The 19,799-nt window shown below is 44.3% G+C and carries 20 protein-coding genes; 10 read left to right on the forward strand and 10 right to left on the reverse strand.

Translation table 11 applies throughout. From position 1 onward, the window contains the following. Window positions 1-121 precede the first annotated feature (121 nt). Window positions 122-1,543 carry an aminotransferase-like domain-containing protein gene (locus tag ACXAFQ_RS03985; protein ID WP_474818259.1) on the reverse strand — a complete coding sequence of 474 codons (1,422 nt, stop codon included), beginning with the start codon at window positions 1,541-1,543 and terminating at the stop codon, window positions 122-124. Window positions 1,544-1,760: 217 nt separating this feature from the next. On the opposite strand from ACXAFQ_RS03985, the gene ACXAFQ_RS03990 reads away from it, so the two are divergent. Next, window positions 1,761-2,369 (forward strand): LysE family translocator, encoded by a 609-nt coding sequence (locus tag ACXAFQ_RS03990; protein ID WP_474818260.1) that lies wholly within the window; start codon window positions 1,761-1,763, stop codon window positions 2,367-2,369. Between the two features lie 34 nt (window positions 2,370-2,403). On the opposite strand, the gene ACXAFQ_RS03995 is transcribed toward ACXAFQ_RS03990, so the two are convergent. Then, on the reverse strand, window positions 2,404-2,778 hold the full coding sequence (locus tag ACXAFQ_RS03995) for a hypothetical protein (RefSeq protein ID WP_474818261.1): 375 nt from the start codon (window positions 2,776-2,778) through the stop codon (window positions 2,404-2,406). A gap of 170 nt (window positions 2,779-2,948) precedes the next feature. Between ACXAFQ_RS03995 and sdhC the strand changes: the two genes are divergently transcribed. From sdhC to ACXAFQ_RS04015, 4 genes are all read left to right on the forward strand, one after another. Then, window positions 2,949-3,329: a succinate dehydrogenase, cytochrome b556 subunit gene (sdhC, locus tag ACXAFQ_RS04000; protein WP_474818262.1), complete on the forward strand. Its 381-nt coding sequence runs from the start codon at window positions 2,949-2,951 to the stop codon at window positions 3,327-3,329. A gap of 5 nt (window positions 3,330-3,334) precedes the next feature. Beyond that, window positions 3,335-3,679, forward strand: a complete 345-nt coding sequence (gene sdhD, locus ACXAFQ_RS04005) for a succinate dehydrogenase, hydrophobic membrane anchor protein (protein WP_474818263.1) — start codon at window positions 3,335-3,337, stop codon at window positions 3,677-3,679. Between the two features lie 784 nt (window positions 3,680-4,463). After that, window positions 4,464-5,606: an FIST N-terminal domain-containing protein gene (locus ACXAFQ_RS04010; protein ID WP_474818264.1), complete on the forward strand. Its 1,143-nt coding sequence runs from the start codon at window positions 4,464-4,466 to the stop codon at window positions 5,604-5,606. Beyond that, a complete protein-coding gene (locus ACXAFQ_RS04015) occupies window positions 5,599-6,537 on the forward strand; it encodes a sensor histidine kinase (protein ID WP_474818265.1) in 939 nt (312 codons plus the stop codon). The genes ACXAFQ_RS04010 and ACXAFQ_RS04015 overlap by 8 nt, the downstream gene beginning before the upstream one ends. A gap of 108 nt (window positions 6,538-6,645) precedes the next feature. On the opposite strand, the gene ykgO is transcribed toward ACXAFQ_RS04015, so the two are convergent. The 3 genes from ykgO to ACXAFQ_RS04030 form a co-directional block, all read right to left on the reverse strand. Further along, window positions 6,646-6,771 carry a type B 50S ribosomal protein L36 gene (gene ykgO, locus ACXAFQ_RS04020; RefSeq protein WP_474818266.1) on the reverse strand — a complete coding sequence of 42 codons (126 nt, stop codon included), beginning with the start codon at window positions 6,769-6,771 and terminating at the stop codon, window positions 6,646-6,648. A gap of 2 nt (window positions 6,772-6,773) precedes the next feature. Beyond that, window positions 6,774-7,034 carry a type B 50S ribosomal protein L31 gene (locus ACXAFQ_RS04025; RefSeq protein ID WP_474818267.1) on the reverse strand — a complete coding sequence of 87 codons (261 nt, stop codon included), beginning with the start codon at window positions 7,032-7,034 and terminating at the stop codon, window positions 6,774-6,776. A gap of 620 nt (window positions 7,035-7,654) precedes the next feature. Continuing rightward, the gene (locus ACXAFQ_RS04030) at window positions 7,655-7,870 is read right to left on the reverse strand and encodes a hypothetical protein (protein WP_474818269.1); all 216 of its coding nucleotides are present in this window, start codon (window positions 7,868-7,870) and stop codon (window positions 7,655-7,657) included. Here ACXAFQ_RS04030 and ACXAFQ_RS04035 point away from each other — a divergent pair. The 4 genes from ACXAFQ_RS04035 to ACXAFQ_RS04050 are packed head-to-tail and all read left to right on the forward strand — an operon-like array spanning window position 7,869 to window position 12,255. After that, on the forward strand, window positions 7,869-8,681 hold the full coding sequence (locus ACXAFQ_RS04035) for a hypothetical protein (RefSeq protein WP_474818270.1): 813 nt from the start codon (window positions 7,869-7,871) through the stop codon (window positions 8,679-8,681). The genes ACXAFQ_RS04030 and ACXAFQ_RS04035 overlap by 2 nt on opposite strands. 9 nt (window positions 8,682-8,690) lie before the next feature. After that, window positions 8,691-9,728, forward strand: coding sequence for an extracellular solute-binding protein (locus ACXAFQ_RS04040; RefSeq protein WP_474818271.1), 1,038 nt, complete (start codon window positions 8,691-8,693; stop codon window positions 9,726-9,728). Continuing rightward, window positions 9,725-11,245, forward strand: coding sequence for an ABC transporter permease (locus ACXAFQ_RS04045; protein ID WP_474818272.1), 1,521 nt, complete (start codon window positions 9,725-9,727; stop codon window positions 11,243-11,245). The genes ACXAFQ_RS04040 and ACXAFQ_RS04045 overlap by 4 nt, the downstream gene beginning before the upstream one ends. Beyond that, window positions 11,245-12,255, forward strand: a complete 1,011-nt coding sequence (locus ACXAFQ_RS04050) for an ABC transporter ATP-binding protein (RefSeq protein WP_474818273.1) — start codon at window positions 11,245-11,247, stop codon at window positions 12,253-12,255. Before ACXAFQ_RS04045 ends, ACXAFQ_RS04050 begins: the two co-directional genes overlap by 1 nt. 83 nt (window positions 12,256-12,338) lie before the next feature. On the opposite strand, the gene ACXAFQ_RS04055 is transcribed toward ACXAFQ_RS04050, so the two are convergent. Next, window positions 12,339-13,367 carry a methionine synthase gene (locus ACXAFQ_RS04055; protein ID WP_474818274.1) on the reverse strand — a complete coding sequence of 343 codons (1,029 nt, stop codon included), beginning with the start codon at window positions 13,365-13,367 and terminating at the stop codon, window positions 12,339-12,341. Between the two features lie 24 nt (window positions 13,368-13,391). Continuing rightward, complete coding sequence (locus ACXAFQ_RS04060) at window positions 13,392-14,375, reverse strand: putative oxygenase MesX (RefSeq protein ID WP_070123598.1); 984 nt, start codon at window positions 14,373-14,375, stop codon at window positions 13,392-13,394. Between the two features lie 349 nt (window positions 14,376-14,724). On the opposite strand from ACXAFQ_RS04060, the gene ACXAFQ_RS04065 reads away from it, so the two are divergent. Next, the gene (locus ACXAFQ_RS04065; protein WP_474818275.1) at window positions 14,725-17,022 is read left to right on the forward strand and encodes a FepA family TonB-dependent siderophore receptor; all 2,298 of its coding nucleotides are present in this window, start codon (window positions 14,725-14,727) and stop codon (window positions 17,020-17,022) included. Window positions 17,023-17,140: 118 nt separating this feature from the next. Here ACXAFQ_RS04065 and ACXAFQ_RS04070 read toward each other — a convergent pair whose 3' ends face one another. The 3 genes from ACXAFQ_RS04070 to ACXAFQ_RS04080 form a co-directional block, all read right to left on the reverse strand. Continuing rightward, a complete protein-coding gene (locus ACXAFQ_RS04070) occupies window positions 17,141-17,704 on the reverse strand; it encodes a hypothetical protein (protein ID WP_474818276.1) in 564 nt (187 codons plus the stop codon). Window positions 17,705-18,043: 339 nt separating this feature from the next. After that, on the reverse strand, window positions 18,044-18,256 hold the full coding sequence (gene cspE / locus ACXAFQ_RS04075; RefSeq protein WP_474818277.1) for a transcription antiterminator/RNA stability regulator CspE: 213 nt from the start codon (window positions 18,254-18,256) through the stop codon (window positions 18,044-18,046). 305 nt (window positions 18,257-18,561) lie between these two features. Further along, complete coding sequence (locus ACXAFQ_RS04080; protein WP_474818278.1) at window positions 18,562-19,797, reverse strand: urate hydroxylase PuuD; 1,236 nt, start codon at window positions 19,795-19,797, stop codon at window positions 18,562-18,564. Between the last annotated feature and the right edge of the window lie 2 nt (window positions 19,798-19,799).

Raw genomic sequence — 19,799 nt, forward strand, 5'->3', positions numbered from 1 at the left:
GATAGTGATAATCATTATCATTTATTGATGTTAGCAGATAGGCGTTAGGGCAAAAAGTGGTAGATGAGAAAATAGTGGTCTTGGCGGGCAACGAAAGCCAATATTTTTGTTGTCCTGAGGATCAAGACGTCGACAACCGGCATTCAGGCAAAAACTCAGAAAGGGTGCGAAGCGCCGTTTTCCTCGATGCATGGTTTCTATCAATGAAATTAAAGCGAAGACAATGACGATATTTGCCCGTTGCGGAAAACATCTGGCCTGGGGCCAAAATAATGCCAGCTTGCTTGGCACGTTCCGCCAATTTTACCGCGTCGTATTTTTTGGGTAATTCCATCCATAAAACAAAGCCACCTTCCGGGTAACTTACCCGTGTCTGCTCGGGGAAAAACCGTCTGATATCCTCTAGCATGAGATCTCTGGCCTTACGATAGTGCTGTCGCATGGCGCTTAGGTGCCGTTCATAACCCCCTTCGCGGATGAACCTGCCAATAGCAAGCTGGGGCAAAGTAGGGCACATAGAACTGCTGACATACTTAATATGGGTGACTTTGTCACGATAGCGGCCTGGTGCAATCCAGCCCACACGAAAACCGGGAGCCAGCGTTTTAGAGAATGAGGAACAAAGGAGAACGCGGCCATCATCATCGAATGATTTTAGGGTTTTAGGCCGCGGATAATCAAAGGCAATGTCGCCATAAATATCGTCTTCAATGATGGCGATATCAAATTCTTGGGCCAATTGATATAAGGCCTGCTTTTTTTCCAGCGGCATGACATATCCCTGGGGATTATTTACCGTAGGTGTAACCAGAATCGTTTTTACCGGCCATTGGTCCATGGCAAGACGCAGCGCATCAATGCTCATTCCATCCCGGGAATCGGTGGGAATTTCCAGTGCTTTCAGGTTGGCGGCTTTTATCGCCTGCATGGCGCCATAAAAGCCGGGTGATTCTACCGCGACAATATCGCCAGGTTCAGCCACAGCCCGTAAACAAACCGATAAAGCCTCCTGACAGCCCGACGTCACCACAAAATCTTCAGCCATTAAATGGCAACCGGCCGATGCCGTAAGCCGGGCAAGTTGTTCGCGAAGTCCCGCATCACCCTGAATGTGACCGTATTTCATGCCATCTTGTGGGCGATGACGATTCAGCTCATAAAGGCTTTTTAACAGCGGCTTGAGCGTGGATGAAGCCATATCAGGCATGGCGTGCTGAAACTCACAAACAGCATCTACACCATGACCCAACAACATGGCTAAAACATCTTCCCACAATGAGACGTCCATGGGGCGTTGAGGAGGTTTGGACTGTTCAGGCCGATTAATGGCTTTTCGCTCTTCAGCAACAAAGTAGCCAGACTTCGGACGCGCTACAATAAGCTGGTCTCGTTCCAGTACGCGATAGGCTTCCTGAACAGTAGATAAACTCACACCATGCTCGCTGGCAAGCTGGCGAACAGACGGTAAACGGGATGCCGGGGCGAAATAGCCCAATTGGATCTGCTCTTTCAGACGTGCAGCAAGTTGCTGATATCGGCTCATAGTCAATCCTTTAAAAACATACACAGTAATATACCGTACAGTTTTAGTAAGAATAACCATACAGATTTGGTGATTTTTGACCATACAGTGCTAGAACATAAAATGTGTATGGTCATTTGCCTGTTTATTTATCTATAAAACAATACAGTCGAGTTCAATAGAGTACGTCATAACGCATTCACTTTATTTGAAAACTTTATATAGCGGCGAAAACAACATGGAACTTTCTTTATTATTTGGCATTGCAGCTTTTGCATTTGTTACCTCCGTCACTCCGGGCCCGAATAACATGATGTTACTGGCATCAGGTGCACAGTTTGGCTTTACGCGCACATTGCCGCACATGATTGGTATCGTAATAGGCGTAGCCATACTGTTGTTTTGTGTTCTACTAGGACTTGGCGCCCTGTTTACATTGTATCCGTCGCTGTATTCGGTGCTAAATGTTGCCGGTTCGGCATATTTACTCTGGCTGGCATGGAAAATTGCCAGCGGACCCGTCGCGGCAATCAGTGAGAATGATGACATCGACAGTCAGCCTTTGCGCTGGTGGCAGGCGGCCCTATTCCAATTTGTAAACCCAAAAGCGTGGATGATGGCGCTAGGAAGTGTGAGTACGTTTTCACTGCCTGGCGACGATTACGTGCTTTCAGGGGCGATGATCATGTTGACATTTGCGGCTATCGGTTTTCCTGCTATTTCTCTTTGGGCAGGGGCGGGAGCGAAACTGCGAGATTGGTTGAATAGCCCCAACCGCCGTCGCGGATTCAATTTGGCCATGGGCGCGGCAACAGCGGCGACATTGCTGTTAATTGTCGAGTTTTGAGGTGTTACTCAGATACAAAAAGACTTGAAAGCGCCTAGAGCAGGCGCTTTGCGTTCGATTTAACCTTACTGTGGAACGGTTTAACCATACTTTCTGTCATTTTCATGCTGGCAGCAGGTGCATAGCGAAACATAATTTGAGACAGCGCCTGAGGCAGCATAGCGGGTGACGAAGCCGTGCCCACCATCTCCGATACGGCTTTGGCCTGAAACTTCGCAGAATCCATAGTAACAGCCTGCATGGCCGTACCTGCTGCAATGACTTTTTCAATCCACATTTCATTCATTTCCCAGATATCAGATTTGGCCGGTAACCGGGTTGACGTTGACATTCGATACAGACGATTGGCGATGACCTGGGGAGCCAGTGTCCACAACTCGAATAACTGCATGGGTAAAGGTTGTTTCACTGAATTCTCCTGAGCGACTACTTTGCTGATACAGCGGAGAGGGAAGTTTAGTTCATATGTGAAAATTGTGTAGTACACCTTTGGCTAACATTGTCGGCGTTTGCAAAATGGAGTATCTTATTGCAAATAAGAATTATTATCGAGTGTGCCTTAACTAAAGGAACTGTTAAATGAAAGATACACGTCCACGAAATATGGACTTAACCACAATTAAATTACCGGTTATGGGTCTTGCCTCCATTTTACACCGGATATGTGCAGTGATTATCTGGTTTTCACTGGCCTATTTTTTGCCATTGTTATTCGTCTCTTTACAAAGCGAAGAAAGTTTTGGTAGTGCAAAGGTGCTCATCCAAGATAATTTTATTGCGCAGTTTTTCCTGTGGGGATTTCTAACTGCGTTGGGTTATTACATCATGGGAGGGATCAAGCATCTTATCCAAGAATTTGGTCACTTCGAAACATTGGAAGGCGGTAAGCTCATTTCACAGGTAGCCATTGCCGCGGGCGTTCTCTTAAGTGTGTTGTTCGGTTTTTGGGTGTGGGGTTAGCGACAATGAATATTAAGCGCAATGGCGTGAAAGAATGGATTTTTCAGCGTATTAGCAATGTAATGATTTTTATCTTTGCCGCTTTTTACCTGTTTAGTGTGTTTAATATGGACACTGTTGACTATCAAACCTGGACTGCATTTCATCAATCAATGGGGTTTAAAGTGTATGCCTCTATTACGCTTGTGGTGGTTATGCTGAACTCGCTACTTGCCGGATGGCAGATAGGAACAGACTACACGCAGAAAGTACCCATTGGCGGGTTTGCCACTGTTTTCCACACCTTTTATTCTGTTGTGACAGCAGGCTTTTTGCTCTTTGGTTTGTACATACTTTGGGGTATGGCATAAACAACGTATAACGCTGAATTTTAGGTTCTTACAGCCCGAACTCGCAGTTTGCTCGTTTGGGCTAATCAATTCTCTTCTAATGGAAATAGCAGATCGAGAGCAGGAAGGAGCAGATTCGCGCTGCAAACGGCTACCAGAAAAGCCGGCATATTCGTCAAATCGGTATATCTCAATACTCCCCACGCCACCGTTATACTCAACCAGAACATATTAACGCTCATAATTCGGATATCTGGTCTCAGCGTTTTTGTGCAATAACGGCAGGTAACGGGTTCGCGTATTAGAAACAATAGACGATGAGAAAGCGGGACTTCATGCCTACAACAAGGGCATTTCCTGGCAACAAGTTGTTTAAGCATAATTCAATTACATCTCATTAATGATATTGAGAATTATTATCATTAATGAGTGACGAGTCAATATTTCTCTATTTTATTTGATACACATCTCTTTGATAGCGGTGTTTGCTGACCCGCTTGCTTTGTAGGCATTGATATCGGCGTCATCAAAACGCCATATTGGCCGTCGACTATTCCAAATGACGCTGCCCACATCGGCAGTCAGTCAGGATACCGGTTTGTAGGGCTCTTCGATGACTTCACAGATTTCAAACGATCTTTGCTCACCGTTAAGCTATCAATGATGTACTTATTATATGAGTTCGAGACTGGATAAAGTTCGAAGTTTGACTAAATTATAGAATAGCAGTAATTCATACAAAGCTGTGGTTCTGGCACAAGAATTCTGAACTTAGTACACCTTAAACTAAAGGCAGTAAATATCTATGAGTAGTGGCATAACGATTACCTCAACTAAACTTACCGACGCAGATGCAGCGATAAAAGAAATAACTGAGCAATTAGATTTGAATTCAAACGTGTTTGTTATGCTGTTTTTTTCTATTTCATATAACAGATGCTCACTAAGTAAGGCTATAAATAACTCATTATCCTGTGTTGAAGTAGTTGGGTGTTCAACATCAGGAGAAATAGGATTAAATGGTTATGATGAAAAAAGCATAACGGCTATCGCTTTTTCAAAGGAATATTTCAAGATAAGTTCATTGATCTACCCATCAATCAGTAAAATGGAATTAAATGTTTGGCATGAAAAAACCCAGAGGTTATATAGAAATCATAACGATTTATATAATGTAAAAAATAGCGGTGAACTTTTTTCTTTGTTGCTTATTGATGGCGTTTCTTGCTGTGAAGAACCCTTCGTCAGAACAGTATCCAATGCTATTTCAAATGTACCACTGGTAGGTGGTTCTGCTGGCGATAACCTACATTTTGTTGCTACCTATTTATATTATAAAGGTGAAATGCATGTGGATTGTGCGGCGCTTATGTTAGTTTCAACTACATTGCCTTTTAACATATTGAAGTCGCAACATATTTATTCAACGAGCAAGAGAATGATCGTTACTGACGCAATACCTAAAGATCGTATTGTTACTGAATTGAATGGTTTTCCTGCTGCTGAAGAATATGCTCGAATGCTTGGGCTTTCTTCGCCTGAAGAGTTAACCGAAGCATTAATTGCCAGTCATCCCACAGTTGTCGTTATTGGGAAAGATGAATTTGTACGTTCGATAAAATGCGTTAATGATGACGGCAGTTTAACTTTTTATTGTGCTATTGATGTCGGGATAGTGTTACGTCTTGCGCAGGGAAATGACCTGCATGACAGTATGAAAGCCTCAATTGAAAGTATTGAAAACGACATGGGAGAAATTCAAGGATTACTTACTTTTGACTGTATATTACGTCGCTTAGAGCTTAAAGAAACTGAAAATTTATCAAAAGTCTCCAATTTATTAGTAAAACATAATGCTGTCGGGTTTAGTACTTATGGCGAGCAAATAAATGGCTTACATGTAAACCAAACTTGCACAGGAATAGCAATAGGCTTCTCAAATGAATGATTTATCAAAACAAGAGTATATTAGTGAAATAAATCGTTTGAATAAAATAATCGATGTTCTGGCAACGCGCGCTGAGCAAGGTATTAATAGTGAATCCAGTGACTTTTCTTTATTTCAAACCACGATAGCACTAGAAGAAAAGGTGAGGAAAAGAACCGAAGAATTACGTGATACTCAAAAAAAACTAGTAGAATCGGAAAAAATGGCCTCGCTAGGTAGATTGGTATCAGGCGTTGCGCACGAGCTTAATACACCGATTGGAATATGTATTACGAGTGCGTCTTTTATAACAGAGATAACGGAAGAAGTACACACTGCGCTTAGCGATAATGAAATAACAGAGTCTCAGTTAATAGAGTACTTTTCATCTGTTAATGAAACAGTAGATTTAATAGCGAATAACTTGTCAAGATCATCAACACTTATAAGCTACTTCAAGCAGGTAAGTGTGGGTAATTCAAGTGAGGAAATTACAAAATTTAATTTAAAAGAAATTTTAGATGATGTTAATTCCATCTATATTAATAAGTTTTTAAGCAGAAATATTATATTCAGTATCGAGTGTGATGAAAATATAGAATTAACAAGCTACCCTGATGCTTTAGCGAAAATATTAAGTAACCTTATAGCCAAGTCTTTGGATTATGCGTTTGACGAAGATAGTTCAGGAAAGATCATTATTGAAGTCAAACAAGCTGATGAATCAATAAAGTTACTGTATAGAGACAATGGCAAAGGCATGAGCGCTGATGTTTCAAGTAACATATTTGAGCCTTTTTTCACAACAAATCGAAGCAATGGTAACACGGGTCTGGGAATGTTCATTTTATATAATTTGATAACTCAGCAACTTAATGGAGATATACAGTGCACGAGTGAATTGGGCAAAGGCACGACCTTTGTTTTGTCTTTACCCAACCTAAATAGGTAAGGAAACATCGAAAAATCCTTCCAATTTAGGTTTCAAGGTAGGTTGTACTTAAACGTTCACCAAGCTAGGGTGAACGATTTTCTCGGCGTGCACAGTCCAGTCGGCAGACTAGTGCTGCACGGCCTTAAAACGTGGATTAGACTTGCAAATGACATACACGCGTCCGCGTCGTTTAACCACCTGACAATCGGGATGCCGATTTTTCGCACTTTTTAAAGATTTTACCACCTTCATTATCACTTACCTTTTTTTGATAATTGCCCAAAGCGTCGGTTGAAGTTTGCGATTCGGCCCTCTGATTGAATCGCTTTTTGTTTGCCGGTGTAATAAGGGTGAGAAGCAGATGATGTTTCAATCGGATAGTAGGGGTACGTTTTTCCGTCTTTCCAATCGATAGTACGACTCGTTTTCAGGGTAGAACCGATGATGAAATATTCGTCTACACTGGTGTCATGAAATACAACGTCTCGATATTCTGGGTGTATGCCACTTTTCATAATTCATTCCTAGCAATGTTATATCATATCAATTTAATGCAAATGATAATTGTTATCATTTTCTTGTCAAGTGAAAATAAAAAACAGGTGGGTTCACTAAAGCAAATAATAGTTTTCGAGAGCGAATCCAGAGAGGTTTGTAGTTTGCAAGGAATAGCAAGTCCATCATCAATGAAACAAGATTGATTGCTATATATTTGCATTTGTCACGTATTCCCCGGGTCGCATAAATGCCTCTGTAATGCGGGGAAACAGCGATTCTGAAGTTTGTTTTGTGGTGAGGTGCGTATTCAGACTTGTATGTGCTGTTTCTGCTATTTCATCCTGTATTCCGTTGAATCTGTTGCATGCATTAACAGGCTCAATAATTTGCTCAATCACATCATCAACAAGAATACAGGCATGGGCTAGTACCACTTTCCGACCACAGATATAGATGAGATATGTTAATCATTCCTCTGGTTTGTGGTACCGGCGAACCGCCTGTTTTCCTAGAGATATATTGCCAGTTACGGGAAGTGAGCCAGTTTGATAACTGCTCATTCATCATCCATTTCCGACCTGCGGGAAATACAATAGTGGGTTGGTTACAGCGCCATAAGAACAAGCTTTGATCAAGTTCATTCGCCATTATTTGTTCTAAAAGAAATGCTTCTTTTGCTAAAGCCTGATGGCAACTGGTAGAGTGAAGGTAAGTTATTTTTTTTCGGTGTGCTGAACCCAATTTGTTTTTCATCATAAGCCTCTGTTCGAAGGATAAGCAACGAAGCCATCACTTTACATGCTAATTGATAATAAGTATCATTTGCAAAATTATATACGTAAGGATTAATCATGACGTTTTCAGGATCAGCCCGTTGTAAAATCGCCTTAATACTGGCACTTTCTTTTGGTAGTTTTTCTTTTCAGGTTTCAGCTAATGGTGCGATTGGAGACCATGTTAACAACCTTCACGCGCATTTAGGCGAGTACGCAGAAGAAGTACAGTGGCTGGAAGATAAATTCGGTGCCGTTGTCGATGCTTATGAAAAGCAGGGTAAAGGAAAAGTTGATACTGATGTTATGATTGAGTACTGGGAAGAAGTGGATTTCCATTCAGCCATTGAAACTCAATATGTGCCTGTCTACGCCACCATTTGGCAAGGTATTTACGGTGTTAAAACGGCGATCGACAAGGGCGCAGATGCATCAGCCGTTCGTGCTGAAGAAGCAAAACTGGTGCATGCTTTATGGCAGGGCCTTGGCGCGGTAAAACTGGCTTCTCAATATCAGAAAAAAGGACTAATTGAGCAGGTTCAAACCACAGAAACTGAACCGACAACGCCAACGGAAGTGATTGATGACATTAAAGTGCGTCTTGACCGTGTTGTCGCGAAGTATGCAGAACAATTGTCTGAAGTGGCAACCACACTGGTTTTTGATACCTATCTGCAACGCTTCGAAGGCATTGAGGGCGCGTTAATTGAACTCGATGCGCCACTGGTTGAAGATCTGGAGAAAGATTTCAATGTTTTATTGCCGCAGGCTATTGAGCAAGACAAAGGCGTAGATGCGGTGCGTGACGTGGTGAATGCCATGCAGGTTAAGTTAGATAAGGCCTATGCGTTACTGGCAGAAGCGGAAAAAAATCGTAAAAGCGTGTTTTAAGGATTTATTATGCAACGCAGAACGTTCGTTCAGGGCTTAGGGCTGGCTGGCTTAGCTGGCGGTCTGGGGCTGTTACCGGGCATGTCCTTCGCCAATCCGGCTAATGCGGTATCCGTTGATTCACTACCCAAATTGAAAGGTGACCTCACGCTTTATCTTGGCAGAGGTGAGGGCGGACTTTACGAGAATGTGCTTGAAGCGATAAAGAAAAAGAACCCGGCATTGAATCTGCAAATTCGCCGCGGTGCAACGGCAGAGCTTGCCAATATGCTAGTCGCCGAAGCTAAAGCCGGTGTTAAACGAGCAGATTTGTTCTGGGCGGTAGATACGGGTTCTATTGGTATGATCACTAATCAGGGATTGGCCAAGCCCCTACCTGATGATGTGGTTAATCAATTAAAACCGGGCTTTCAGTATCCCATGTGGTCGCCAGTAACCGGGCGTATTCGCACCTTACCGTATAATACTGAGCGAGTGCGCGTAGACCAGATTCCTGACAGTGTGATGGCCCTTGCCGACACCGATCTGAAATTAGGTTGGGCGCCTGCTTATGCGTCTTTCCAGTCTTTTGTCACCGCAATGCGCATTCTTGAGGGCGAAAAAGCCACAGCCAACTGGCTGAAAGGTGTGAATAGCAAGGCGAAGAAATATGCAGGCGAACTGGGTGTGGTAATGGGCGTTGAACGCGGTGAAGTCGATTTGGGTTTTGCCAATCATTATTACACGTTGCGACTAAAAGCCGGTAAGCCAGATGCCAAGGTGGATATTGCCTATACCAAGAATGACGCCGGATGTCTGGTGAATGCCTCTGGCATTATTTCTCTCACTGAGGGTGATTTACCGATAAACTTTATTCGCTACCTGCTTACTAAGGAAGTGCAGTCTTATTTGGCAACGGAGGCTAACGAAATCCCATTGGTTGCTGGTGTTGCGCCGCCTGTTGGACTTACCCCACTGAGCAGTATTTCTCCTCCTGATTTGGATCTTCGTAAATTAGCTGATATAAGACCGACATTAGATTTGATGAGGAATGTTGGCGTTCTGTGAAAAACCTGCCTAAATCTTATCCCTTTGCAATCATCATTGCGGTGATTGCAATTTTGCCAGTTGGCGTTTTATTTAGTCTTGCCTCTGACAATACCGCCTTTTTTGATACCAGAAATATCACCGTATTGTTAAATACGTTGGCATTAATGGGACTTACAGTGCTTGGCGCGGTGCTGATTGGCGTGCCGTTGGCATTGCTCACCGCCTACGTGAACCTCCCGCTAAAGCGTTTGTGGCTGATCCTATTTGCAGCACCCCTTGCAATGCCGAGTTACCTCGGTGCATTTACCCTGTATTTTTCCTTCGGCCGCGGTGGCGAGATTGAAAGTTTAACTGGCTTAACGACGCCTTCTCTGGAAGGGGTATGGGGAGCCGGCTTGGTCATGACATTGTACACCTATCCGTTTGTGATGATGACGACCCGCTCGGCACTGCTAAGTCTGGATGCCAGTCAGATAAATGCTGCACGCACGTTAGGTTTATCATTAGCCGCGAGTATTTGGCGCATTGTATTGCCCCGGGTGGTGAACAGCATTGCCGCTGGTGCGCTGTTGGCTGCGCTTTATGCGTTATCTGATTTTGGTACGCCGGCGATCATGGGGCTGGACACATTTACCCGGGTCATCTTTGTTGAATACAATGCCTTTGGCCTTAGTCAGGCTGCCATGTTATCGCTTCAACTCATGCTTATCGTGGTATTGATTTTGTTTATTGAATCACAAATTCGAGGCGCAAAGGAGAGGCCGGGTAAGCATATTCAAATACACATGCATCCAGCGAAAAGTCTTAGTTTCGTGGGGCTGTTTTCGCCAGTTGTTCTCATGTCTTTGGTTCTGCCTTTAGGCATTTTTACCTTGTGGCTTTTGCAGGAAGGTGCCGAAGGGTTTGATATTGCCTATGCGTGGAATTCTGCCTATGCGTCTATGCTAGCCGCTGTTGTTGCTGTCATTCTGGCCATACCCGTGGCCCATGCTGCCATTGCAGGTCGTGTAGGACGGTTCTTTGAGCGCATTACTTATTTCGGGTTCGGTGTGCCCGGTATTGTCATGGGCACAGCCTTAGTATATTTAGGATTACAAATTCCGGTTCTGTATCAAACGCTGGGCTTGCTGGTGATTGCCTATGTATTGCGCTTTTTGCCGCTAGCGGTGAGTACGGTTCGTAGTACCACTGAAAATCAGGACGGTGGTCTGGTAAACGCAGCACGGGTGCTGGGCGCTTCGCCGAAAGAAGCTTTTTTTCGTGTTACCTTACCCCTTACAGCCCGCGGCATGATTGCCGGCGCCGCATTGGTGTTCCTTGAAGTTATGCGCGAATTACCGGCAACATTGATGCTAGGTCCAACCGGTTTTGAAACGCTAGCAACCTATTTGTGGCGCGTTTATGAAGCTGGCTATTTCGGTCGTGCTGCGGTGCCGGGTTTATGTTTAGTGTTCATTTCCGGGCTTGGGTTGATCCTGATGCTCACTGGCGAGCGAAAAGCAGAATTTTCAGTTAACGAGAGTCAACATTCCTGATGCTAGAAGTTAATGGTTTATCAGTCGATTATGGATCTAATCGCGTGGTCCGAAATTTAGATCTTAAGCTTAACGAAAGCGAGATCTTAATGTTAGTCGGACCTACTGGTTGCGGCAAAACAACGGTATTACAAGCGCTGGCGGGTTTGATCCCTGTTGCTGAAGGGAAAATTGCACAAGGTGGATGGATCTCCACGCCGGAAAAATCAGTCCCGCCGGAAAAACGTAATGTGGGTATGGTGTTTCAGGACTTTGCCCTTTTTCCTCATCTTACTGTAGAGCAAAATGTTCAGTTCAGATTGAAAGACAATACGCTGGCTGATCACTGGTTGGAATTACTCGGGCTCAGTGACTTCCGACAGGCTAAGCCTTCACGATTATCTGGTGGACAAAAGCAGCGGGTGGCGCTGGCCAGAACGCTGGCACATGAGCCAAGCTATGTGTTGCTCGACGAACCGCTTTCAAATTTGGATGCAGCACTAAAAGACAGCTTGCGCTGGGATATTCGCGATGCGCTTAAGAAGGCAGGTGTGCCGGCAATTTGGGTAACCCACGATCAAGACGAAGCCCTTTCGGTTGGTGACAGAGTGGGTATTTTAAATAAAGGTGTACTGGAACAACTGGAGACGCCAGAGCAGTGTTTCGAAAAGCCGGCCAGTAAATTTGTCGCCCGTTTTCTTGGCGAAGCCAGTTTTTTACAAGGCCGTATTGCAGGTAGTAACGTTGAGACAGCCATTGGCAACGCACCGGTGTATACCGCAGATAATTCTCAAGAGTTAGTGGAGTTACTGGTTAGGCCGGATGATGTGATTGTGTCGCACAGCCCAGAACATGCCAATGCCACCGTATTGCGGAGTCGTTTTGAAGGGGGCAGCCGATTACTGTTTGCTGCGCTGGATTCTGGTGAAACGGTGAGTGCCAGAGTATCTCATGAGCTTAAGGTCATGCCTGATCAGCGGGTACATTTAACGTTGCAATCTAGCCATCCATTGTCTGCATTCAGCCAATGATTTTCACTGGATAAAAGTAAATTTGGAAGCACATTTTCCGTTTCAACGCGGTCAATGTGCTTCAACTAAATCACGGGTGTAATCTAGGCTGATAACTCTTCTCTAACGATATCAGCGCCTGCTGCCAATGCTGCAAGCTTGCCTCTGGCGACTTCTCTAGACAAGGGCGCCATGCCGCAGTTGGTGCAAGGGTAGAGTTTGTCCGCATCAATGTACTTCAAGGCTTCTCGAATCGTCGCTGCAACGTCCTCGGCACTTTCTATTTCCGGGGTAGCCACATCGATAGCGCCAACCATCACTTTTTTGCCTTTGAGCAACGCAAGCACTTCAAACGGCACGCGCCCGTTATGACATTCCAATGAAATAATGTCGATGCTCGATTTTTGGATAGCAGGGAACGTTTTTTCATAGTGGCGCCATTCTTCGCCTAATGTTTTTTTCCAGTCTGTATTAGCCTTAATGCCGTAGCCATAACAAATATGCACTGCCGTTTCGCATTTTAAGCCTTCACATGCTTTTTCCAGTGCTTTGATTCCCCATTCATTAACGTCATCGAGGAACACGTTAAAAGCTGGTTCATCAAACTGAATAATATTCACGCCGGCGGCTTCAAGCTCTTTAGCTTCTTCATTCAACGCTTTTGCGAATTCAAAAGCTAACGTTTTACGGTCTTTATAATAATCGTCATAAAGGGTATCAACCATGGTCATCGGGCCGGGGAGTGCCCATTTAATTGGGCGATCGGTTTGCGCCCGCAGGAACTTAGCATCTTCAATGAACACAGGTTTCTGGCGGCTTACCGGCCCGACAATACCGGGCACGCTGGCATCGTAGCGATTGCGAATTCTCACTGTCTTTTTATTTTCAAAGTCAACGCCACTTAGGTTTTCAATAAAGGTTGTGACAAAGTGCTGTCGAGTCTGCTCTCCGTCGCTGACAATATCGATACCTGATTTTTCTTGTTCTTGCAGCGTTACCCGAAGGGCATCATTTTTACCTGCAATCAGTGCTTCTCCTTCTAGTTTCCAAGGAGACCAAAGCTGTTCAGGTTGTGCCAACCACGATGGCTTTGGCAGGCTTCCGGCGGTGGAGGTCGGGAATAATTTTGTCATTATAATACTACCTGTAGCGTAAAATCAGTATGCAGACGCAATGTCAGAGGCCCATTGCTTAAGCGTATTTTCATGTTTCTGAATGAAGTTTTCTTCGCACCATTTACCTTGCTCAATGGCGAGACGAGCGCGCTCTTCCTTGTCGTATACCACTTGCGTAACTGAGTGGTCGTGATTTCTTAAGCTGGGTTTGTATACCTCGCCAGCGACAGAATTCGTGTTGTAGATTTCTGGTCGATAAATCTTCTGGAATGTTTCCATTGTGCTAAGCGTACTGATGAGTTCCAACACGCTGTAGTCGTTCAGTAAATCGCCGAAGAAAAAGAAAGCGTAGGGCGCTGAACTATTCGCAGGCATGAAGTAACGTACTTTCATCCCCATTGTTTTGAAGTATTGCTCTGTTAAAGATGTGTCATCGGGTTTGTATTCCGTGCCTAACACAGGGTGCTTATTACTGGTTCGATGATACGTTTTGTTGTCTGAAACACTTAAACAAATGACAGGCGGTTTACTGAAGTTTTCCTCATAAGCTGAGGAATTGATAAAATCCTGAAACATTTTACCGTGCAGTTCACCGTAATTTTCCGGCACTGAGAAATGGTCTTTTCCTTCATTATGCTTGCGCAATACCACACTGAAATCGTAGTCGCGTACATAAGAAGAAAAATTGTTGCCCACAATACCTTCTATACGCTTATTCGAATAGTGATCTACGATACTGGTTTTCAACACTTCAATCGTTGGAAACGTCTCACCGTTGCCTTCAACGTCAACATCAACATGCACAATATCGAGCTCTACAGAATAACGGTCTTTTTGCGGGTTATCCCAGTTTGCCAGGCTATTAAAATTGTTATTGATCATGTTTATCGCTTTACGGAGATTCTCCTGGCGGGCTTCACCGCGGGCCAGGTTAGCAAAGTTTGTAGTAAGGCGAGTGTCGTCCGCAGGAGAGTAGTGCTCATCAAAGCGAACAGTGTTAATGGTGTAAGTGAATTTGCTACTCATAATAATCTAAAGTCCCAAGATCGAAATTAAATTGACGTTTTACGTCATGAGCTAATTCTAGGACGACTTAACTATGATGAATATTGATATTATTTAATGGTTACATGAACAACATTCATTGTTTGTGCGCGAAAAACCGAATTTTTCCGCAATTCCTTTTTACATCTTCGGCGAATTTTGCCACGGCCAGCGTTCAACTAGTCTGGTTTCCCCGGTTAATGCCTTAATCAAAAAAGAATTTCTTTTGAAGGGTGGATTCAAGATGCGACTTAAGTATAATGCGCAACACAATAAAAATAAGAACTATTATCATTCTCATAAAGTAAACATACTTAAATAGGAATCTCGCATGTTTAGAACAAACCGGAAGTTTGTCTGCACGGCAGTGTCTGCTGCTATTACCTCACTATTTTCAGTCTCGGCACTTGCACAAGAAGAGGCAGAAACGCTAGATGTCACCGTTGTTAAAGCCGCTTCAGAAGAGCTGAAGCAAGCGCAAGGTGTGTCTGTTATAACAGAAGAAGATTTCAAACGCCGTCCAGTCACCAATGATATCTCTGAAATTGTGCGTACCATGCCAGGTATTAACCTGACAGGTAACTCATCTTCAGGCCAATACGGCAATAAACGTCAGATTGATATTCGCGGAATGGGCCCGGAAAACACCTTGATTTTGATTGACGGTAAGCCAGTGTTATCCCGTAACTCAGTGAAAATGGGGCGTTCAGGTGAACGAAATACACGCGGAGACAGTAACTGGGTGCCGCCTGAAGCCATTGAAAGCATCGAAGTAATTCGTGGCCCTGCGGCGGCGCGCTATGGTTCAGGGGCGTCAGGTGGTGTGATTAACATTATCACCAAGTCGCCAGAAGTTGCTTCTACAACGGTGTCTCTGCAAACAGAAATTCCACAAAACGACTATGAAGGCGGGAACCATCGCATCAATCTGGTTAGCAGCGCACCACTGTCTGACCGCTTTTCTCACCGCACCATTGTGAACTATAACAAGCAGGAAGCGGATGATCCGCAGTTAAACCTGGACGTTACCGATACCACGTCGGGGCGGGGTGGTGAAGCAAAAGCCGTTGGTGCAGGCCGCGAAGGTGTGGAAAATATCGACTTCCGTACCCTTGTACGCTTTCAACAAAGTCAGGAACATCGCTGGGATTTCGAGGCAGCTTTTAGTCGTCAAGGTAACGAATATGCAGGGGATAACGCGTTTCAGGGAATTCGCTACAGTGTGGATGAAAATGATAATCCAATTATTCCCACGGAAGATGAGCTTAGCGAAACGGATGCGCTGGCCCTGATTGGGGAAGAAACGCTGGTGATGTACCGCCGCACGCTAGGTATTACGCATACCGGTCAGTATGATTTCGGGGATTCGTTCAGCTACATTCAATATGAAGGCACTACAAACAGCCGTTTAGGGGAAGGTTCAGCTGGCGGTGGTGAAGGTGCCATCAACAGTTTGGATAAAACCACCATAAAACTGTCTAACATTACTGCTAAGACAGAGTGGAACGTACCCCTTGAACTGGGTGGGTTCGCTCAAACAGCCACATTTGGTGCTGAATTTCGCGGTGAGACCCTGGACGATGCCGTGAGTAATCAGCTTACATTAAACGTAGCCGATGAAAGCGAGATCCCAGGGGCGAATGCCGATCCTGAAAGTCGTCCGTCAGAAACGGATGCCACATTGATTGGTGTTTATGTTGAAGACAACATTTTGCTTTCCGAGACAGTAACGCTGACGCCAGGCGTACGTTTTGACAACCACAGTGAAGCGGGCACTAATTTGTCACCCAGCTTGAATGCATCCTGGCAGGCAACAAAGAACATCGTTGTTCAAGGTGGTATCAGCCGTGCATTTAAAGCCCCTAATCTGTATCAGCTTAATCCAAACTACGTGTATTACACCCGAGGCGGTGGCTGCCCATTAGACTTCCCAAGCATTGGTGGTGGTTGTCATATCATTGGTAACCCAGATCTTGAACACGAAACATCGGTGAACAAAGAAATTGGTATTAACTATACCAACGAAGACGGCGTTAACGCAGGTATCACTTACTTCCACAACGATTACAAAAATCGTATTGGAACAGGTAATGTGGCGCCTGAATATGTATTACCTAGCGAAGAGGGCGGTGAATCAAATGTGCAGGTTTTCCAGTGGTACAACATTCCAGAAGCCGTGATACGGGGTTTGGAAGGTAACCTGCAGTTTAACCTTACCGACAGTATTCAATGGTCTACCAACCTTACGGTTATGCTAGAAACCAAAGACAAAGAAACCGGGGTACCGCTTTCGATCGTGCCTGATTATACCGTTAATGCCATGCTTACCTGGCAAGCTACGGAACAAATCCAGCTGGTATTGAGTGGTCAACACTACGGTAAAACGGAAAGCCCGGAACTCAGTCAGAATTCTGGTCAGGCTATTACCGGTGAAGACCGCGATGCTTACACCGTCGCAAACTTAAATGCGGTGTACCAGTTCAACGAAAATCTGAGCTTCAATTTATCGGTGAAGAATTTCATCAATACTGACGTTCGCCGTGAAGGTACACAGGCTTCCAGCGCAGGTGCAAATACCTTCAATGAACCTGGTCGCAGCTACTTGGTGTCTGCAAATTACACGTTCTAATCATGATTAATAAACTTTTTTGAGGCAAGAAATTCGCTAAGCGTTTCAGATAGAAACAGCGGCCCCATTTTTGTTTAATTAAACCATGACCCATACCGTCTGATGATGGTATGGGTTTTTAGTTTTTTGTATTAGTGTTTAACAGTGAATAGGTAATTTGTGACTGAGCTATGTCAGGATAATATTTGCGAAGTTCAGCTGTATCGCGTTCGTATTTATTATTGACGGTAACGACGAAATCAAGACAGCCGTCGACTAGGATTTCACCCAGATATTTTACATCGCCACTGGAAACGTTAAATGACGACAGGCTTTGAGGGTAATCTATGTCGAGTGAGGGATGACGCTGTTCGAACCAGAAGTTGTAGCTTCCTGACGGCAACGCAATAAGCTGCAGTAAACCGCGAGACTCCGGGAAGTCCTTTTCTATAAACCGGTTCGTAACCAGGAATTGCGATTTTGCATTATTGAGGCTCTGTTCAGCATTCAGCTCTTTAAGAGCTAAGTAAACATTATGAACCGTGCACTCCTGCACCGAGCCTGTAGAAAAATAGACCACACCACCATTTGAGAGTGCACTGCTACTGATTTCTGGTCTGAAATGCGGTGCAGTACAACCTGCAATAGCTAAACTAAGAAGGGAAACGCTGAGAGCAGGGTAAAACATCATAATAAATTTCAATCTAAAAGCCGGTATCAGGTGGTTTTTAACGTTACCCGAGTCAGATACAAGAAAATTGTAAAATTACCCTACCACCCTTGTCAGGCCTTTACAGCAGGCGCCTGTCGTTTGAATATCATCGTTAGGTTGGTTCCAGGTATTTTTAACGTTATCTAATACATAGAATAACTACCTAGAAGAAATATAAGATTGTAAAGAGAACTTAAATTTACTACAGCGAAGGTTCTTTCAAACGAAAGGGAGAGTTTTAGCTTTCTGTGGAGGGCTGAATTGCCCTAAAAAACATTTCTGGAGAATATATTTTAGAAAAGGACCGGGCGGCCCTTTTCCATAGGTCGATTACGCAGGAACTACGTTGCTCGCCTGAGGTCCTTTCTGGCCTTGCTCAATAACAAATGCTACCTGCTGGCCTTCAGAAAGAGACTTATAACCTTCTGACACGATAGAGCGGAAGTGAACGAATACGTCCTTGCCACCGTCTTCTGGAGTGATAAAACCGAAACCTTTATCTTCGTTGAACCACTTTACTGTACCGTTTACTGAATTAGACATATTTAATACCTTTAATTTATTTTAGTGATGAAAAGTCTCATCGGAAATACCATAGAAATTAAGACAAACCATTAACCATTAGAGCCAATGTTAAATCGAGTTCATCTTGAAAATATATTAAAGAGGAAAAGGAGGTGCATCGAACAGTAGTAGATAAAGCCGCTTTTTCTAAAGCAAGACAAGAGTACGCTGGTTTAATTTAAATGTATACTTTTATTTTAATTTATTTTTAACATTTATGAATTGAGACAGAAAATTACCGGTACATAAACGTCTAACTGCCTTTTGCACCGGTAAACCATTTTTTATTTTTTCGTGCTTTGATGATACCAGTTTGCGATGGCCTGACGCTCTTCTTCTGTCATGCCGGTTTTGTTTAAAAACGGCATATCTTTGGTTACCGCAGCACGTTGATATATCTGTGGTGCGTAACGCTGAATGTCCGCCCAGTTATCGAACTTCACACCGAGGGGAGCCACTTTAAATATATCGTCTGTAGGTGTCGAAGAATGGCAACTTGTGCAGTGTTTATCAATGAGCGACACGATTTGTGCATTGCCATCCTGATGAAGCGTATCCGAAGTGTTTTCCTGCGATGATTGTGCCGTCGGGCTTATCGGGCTTTTGGCCGTGCTTGTTGTGACAGGCATCGATACCCAGATGGCTAACAACAACATACCGATAGCGCCAGTAATTAAGATAGAAGGCTTTTTAACATCCTGGTGTTTGAGGTTGAAAAAGTGACGTATCCAGGCAGATAGCGCCATAATCGCAATCAGTACCAACCAGTTTTGGGGATGTTGGTAGGTCATCGGGTAATGGTTGCTTATCATGATGAACAGCAATGGCAGCGTAAGGTAATTGTTGTGCACTGAACGCAGCTTAGCGCTTGCGCCCCAGGCGGGGTCAATATCACCTTTATTGGCAACAGCAGCAACCATCTTTCGTTGATTCGGCATAATGTTCAGAAACACATTCGCAACCATGATGGTGCCTACCAGTGCCCCCACGTGAATGTACGCGCCCCGGCCACTGAATAATGTGCTGGTTAACCAACTGGTAAAGCAGAGTAGGGAAATTAAAAAGATTGCAAAGGCCTTCGGGGATTTCGCCAATGGGCTTCTACAGGCTAATTCATAAATCGCCAGGCCACCAAAAATTACGCCGAGGCCAGACAAAATTGCACTTAGTGGTGTAAGTGCATTTACTGAAGGATCAATGAGATAAGCGGATGCGCCGAAATAATAAACAATAATCAATAGTGCGAAGCCGCTTAACCAGGTGGTGTACGCCTCCCATTTAAACCAGTGCAGCGTGGTGGGCATGGTTTCAGGGCCGTAGGCGTATTTAGCGACCTCGTAGAAACCGCCACCATGTATGGCCCATAAGTCGCCTTTAATGCCTTTCTTCTGTTTCCACTCTGGCGGTGTACGCAGGCTGTTATCCAGCCAGATAAAATAAAATGATGCGCCAATCCAGGCGACACCGGCGATTACGTGAAACCAGCGTACGAATAGCGAGAGCCAGTCGAGTCCCTGCATGG

Source organism: Alteromonas sp. ABH2_165 (assembly GCF_056159945.1).

Bases quoted from the DNA above. Each gene is read 5' to 3' on its own strand.
- sdhD (WP_474818263.1), top strand. From the start codon at position 3,335: ATGAATATTAAGCGCAATGGCGTGAAAGAATGGATTTTTCAGCGTATT.
- ACXAFQ_RS04050 (WP_474818273.1), top strand. From the start codon at position 11,245: ATGCTAGAAGTTAATGGTTTATCAGTCGATTATGGATCTAATCGCGTG.
- ACXAFQ_RS04030 (WP_474818269.1), bottom strand. From the start codon at position 7,870: ATGATTAATCCTTACGTATATAATTTTGCAAATGATACTTATTATCAA.
- ACXAFQ_RS04065 (WP_474818275.1), top strand. From the start codon at position 14,725: ATGTTTAGAACAAACCGGAAGTTTGTCTGCACGGCAGTGTCTGCTGCT.
- sdhC (WP_474818262.1), top strand. From the start codon at position 2,949: ATGAAAGATACACGTCCACGAAATATGGACTTAACCACAATTAAATTA.
- ACXAFQ_RS04015 (WP_474818265.1), top strand. From the start codon at position 5,599: ATGAATGATTTATCAAAACAAGAGTATATTAGTGAAATAAATCGTTTG.
- ACXAFQ_RS04010 (WP_474818264.1), top strand. From the start codon at position 4,464: ATGAGTAGTGGCATAACGATTACCTCAACTAAACTTACCGACGCAGAT.
- ACXAFQ_RS04040 (WP_474818271.1), top strand. From the start codon at position 8,691: ATGCAACGCAGAACGTTCGTTCAGGGCTTAGGGCTGGCTGGCTTAGCT.
- ACXAFQ_RS04035 (WP_474818270.1), top strand. From the start codon at position 7,869: ATGACGTTTTCAGGATCAGCCCGTTGTAAAATCGCCTTAATACTGGCA.
- ACXAFQ_RS03985 (WP_474818259.1), bottom strand. From the start codon at position 1,543: ATGAGCCGATATCAGCAACTTGCTGCACGTCTGAAAGAGCAGATCCAA.
- ykgO (WP_474818266.1), bottom strand. From the start codon at position 6,771: ATGAAGGTGGTAAAATCTTTAAAAAGTGCGAAAAATCGGCATCCCGAT.
- ACXAFQ_RS04060 (WP_070123598.1), bottom strand. From the start codon at position 14,375: ATGAGTAGCAAATTCACTTACACCATTAACACTGTTCGCTTTGATGAG.
- cspE (WP_474818277.1), bottom strand. From the start codon at position 18,256: ATGTCTAATTCAGTAAACGGTACAGTAAAGTGGTTCAACGAAGATAAA.
- ACXAFQ_RS04080 (WP_474818278.1), bottom strand. From the start codon at position 19,797: ATGCAGGGACTCGACTGGCTCTCGCTATTCGTACGCTGGTTTCACGTA.
- ACXAFQ_RS04055 (WP_474818274.1), bottom strand. From the start codon at position 13,367: ATGACAAAATTATTCCCGACCTCCACCGCCGGAAGCCTGCCAAAGCCA.
- ACXAFQ_RS04025 (WP_474818267.1), bottom strand. From the start codon at position 7,034: ATGAAAAGTGGCATACACCCAGAATATCGAGACGTTGTATTTCATGAC.
- ACXAFQ_RS03990 (WP_474818260.1), top strand. From the start codon at position 1,761: ATGGAACTTTCTTTATTATTTGGCATTGCAGCTTTTGCATTTGTTACC.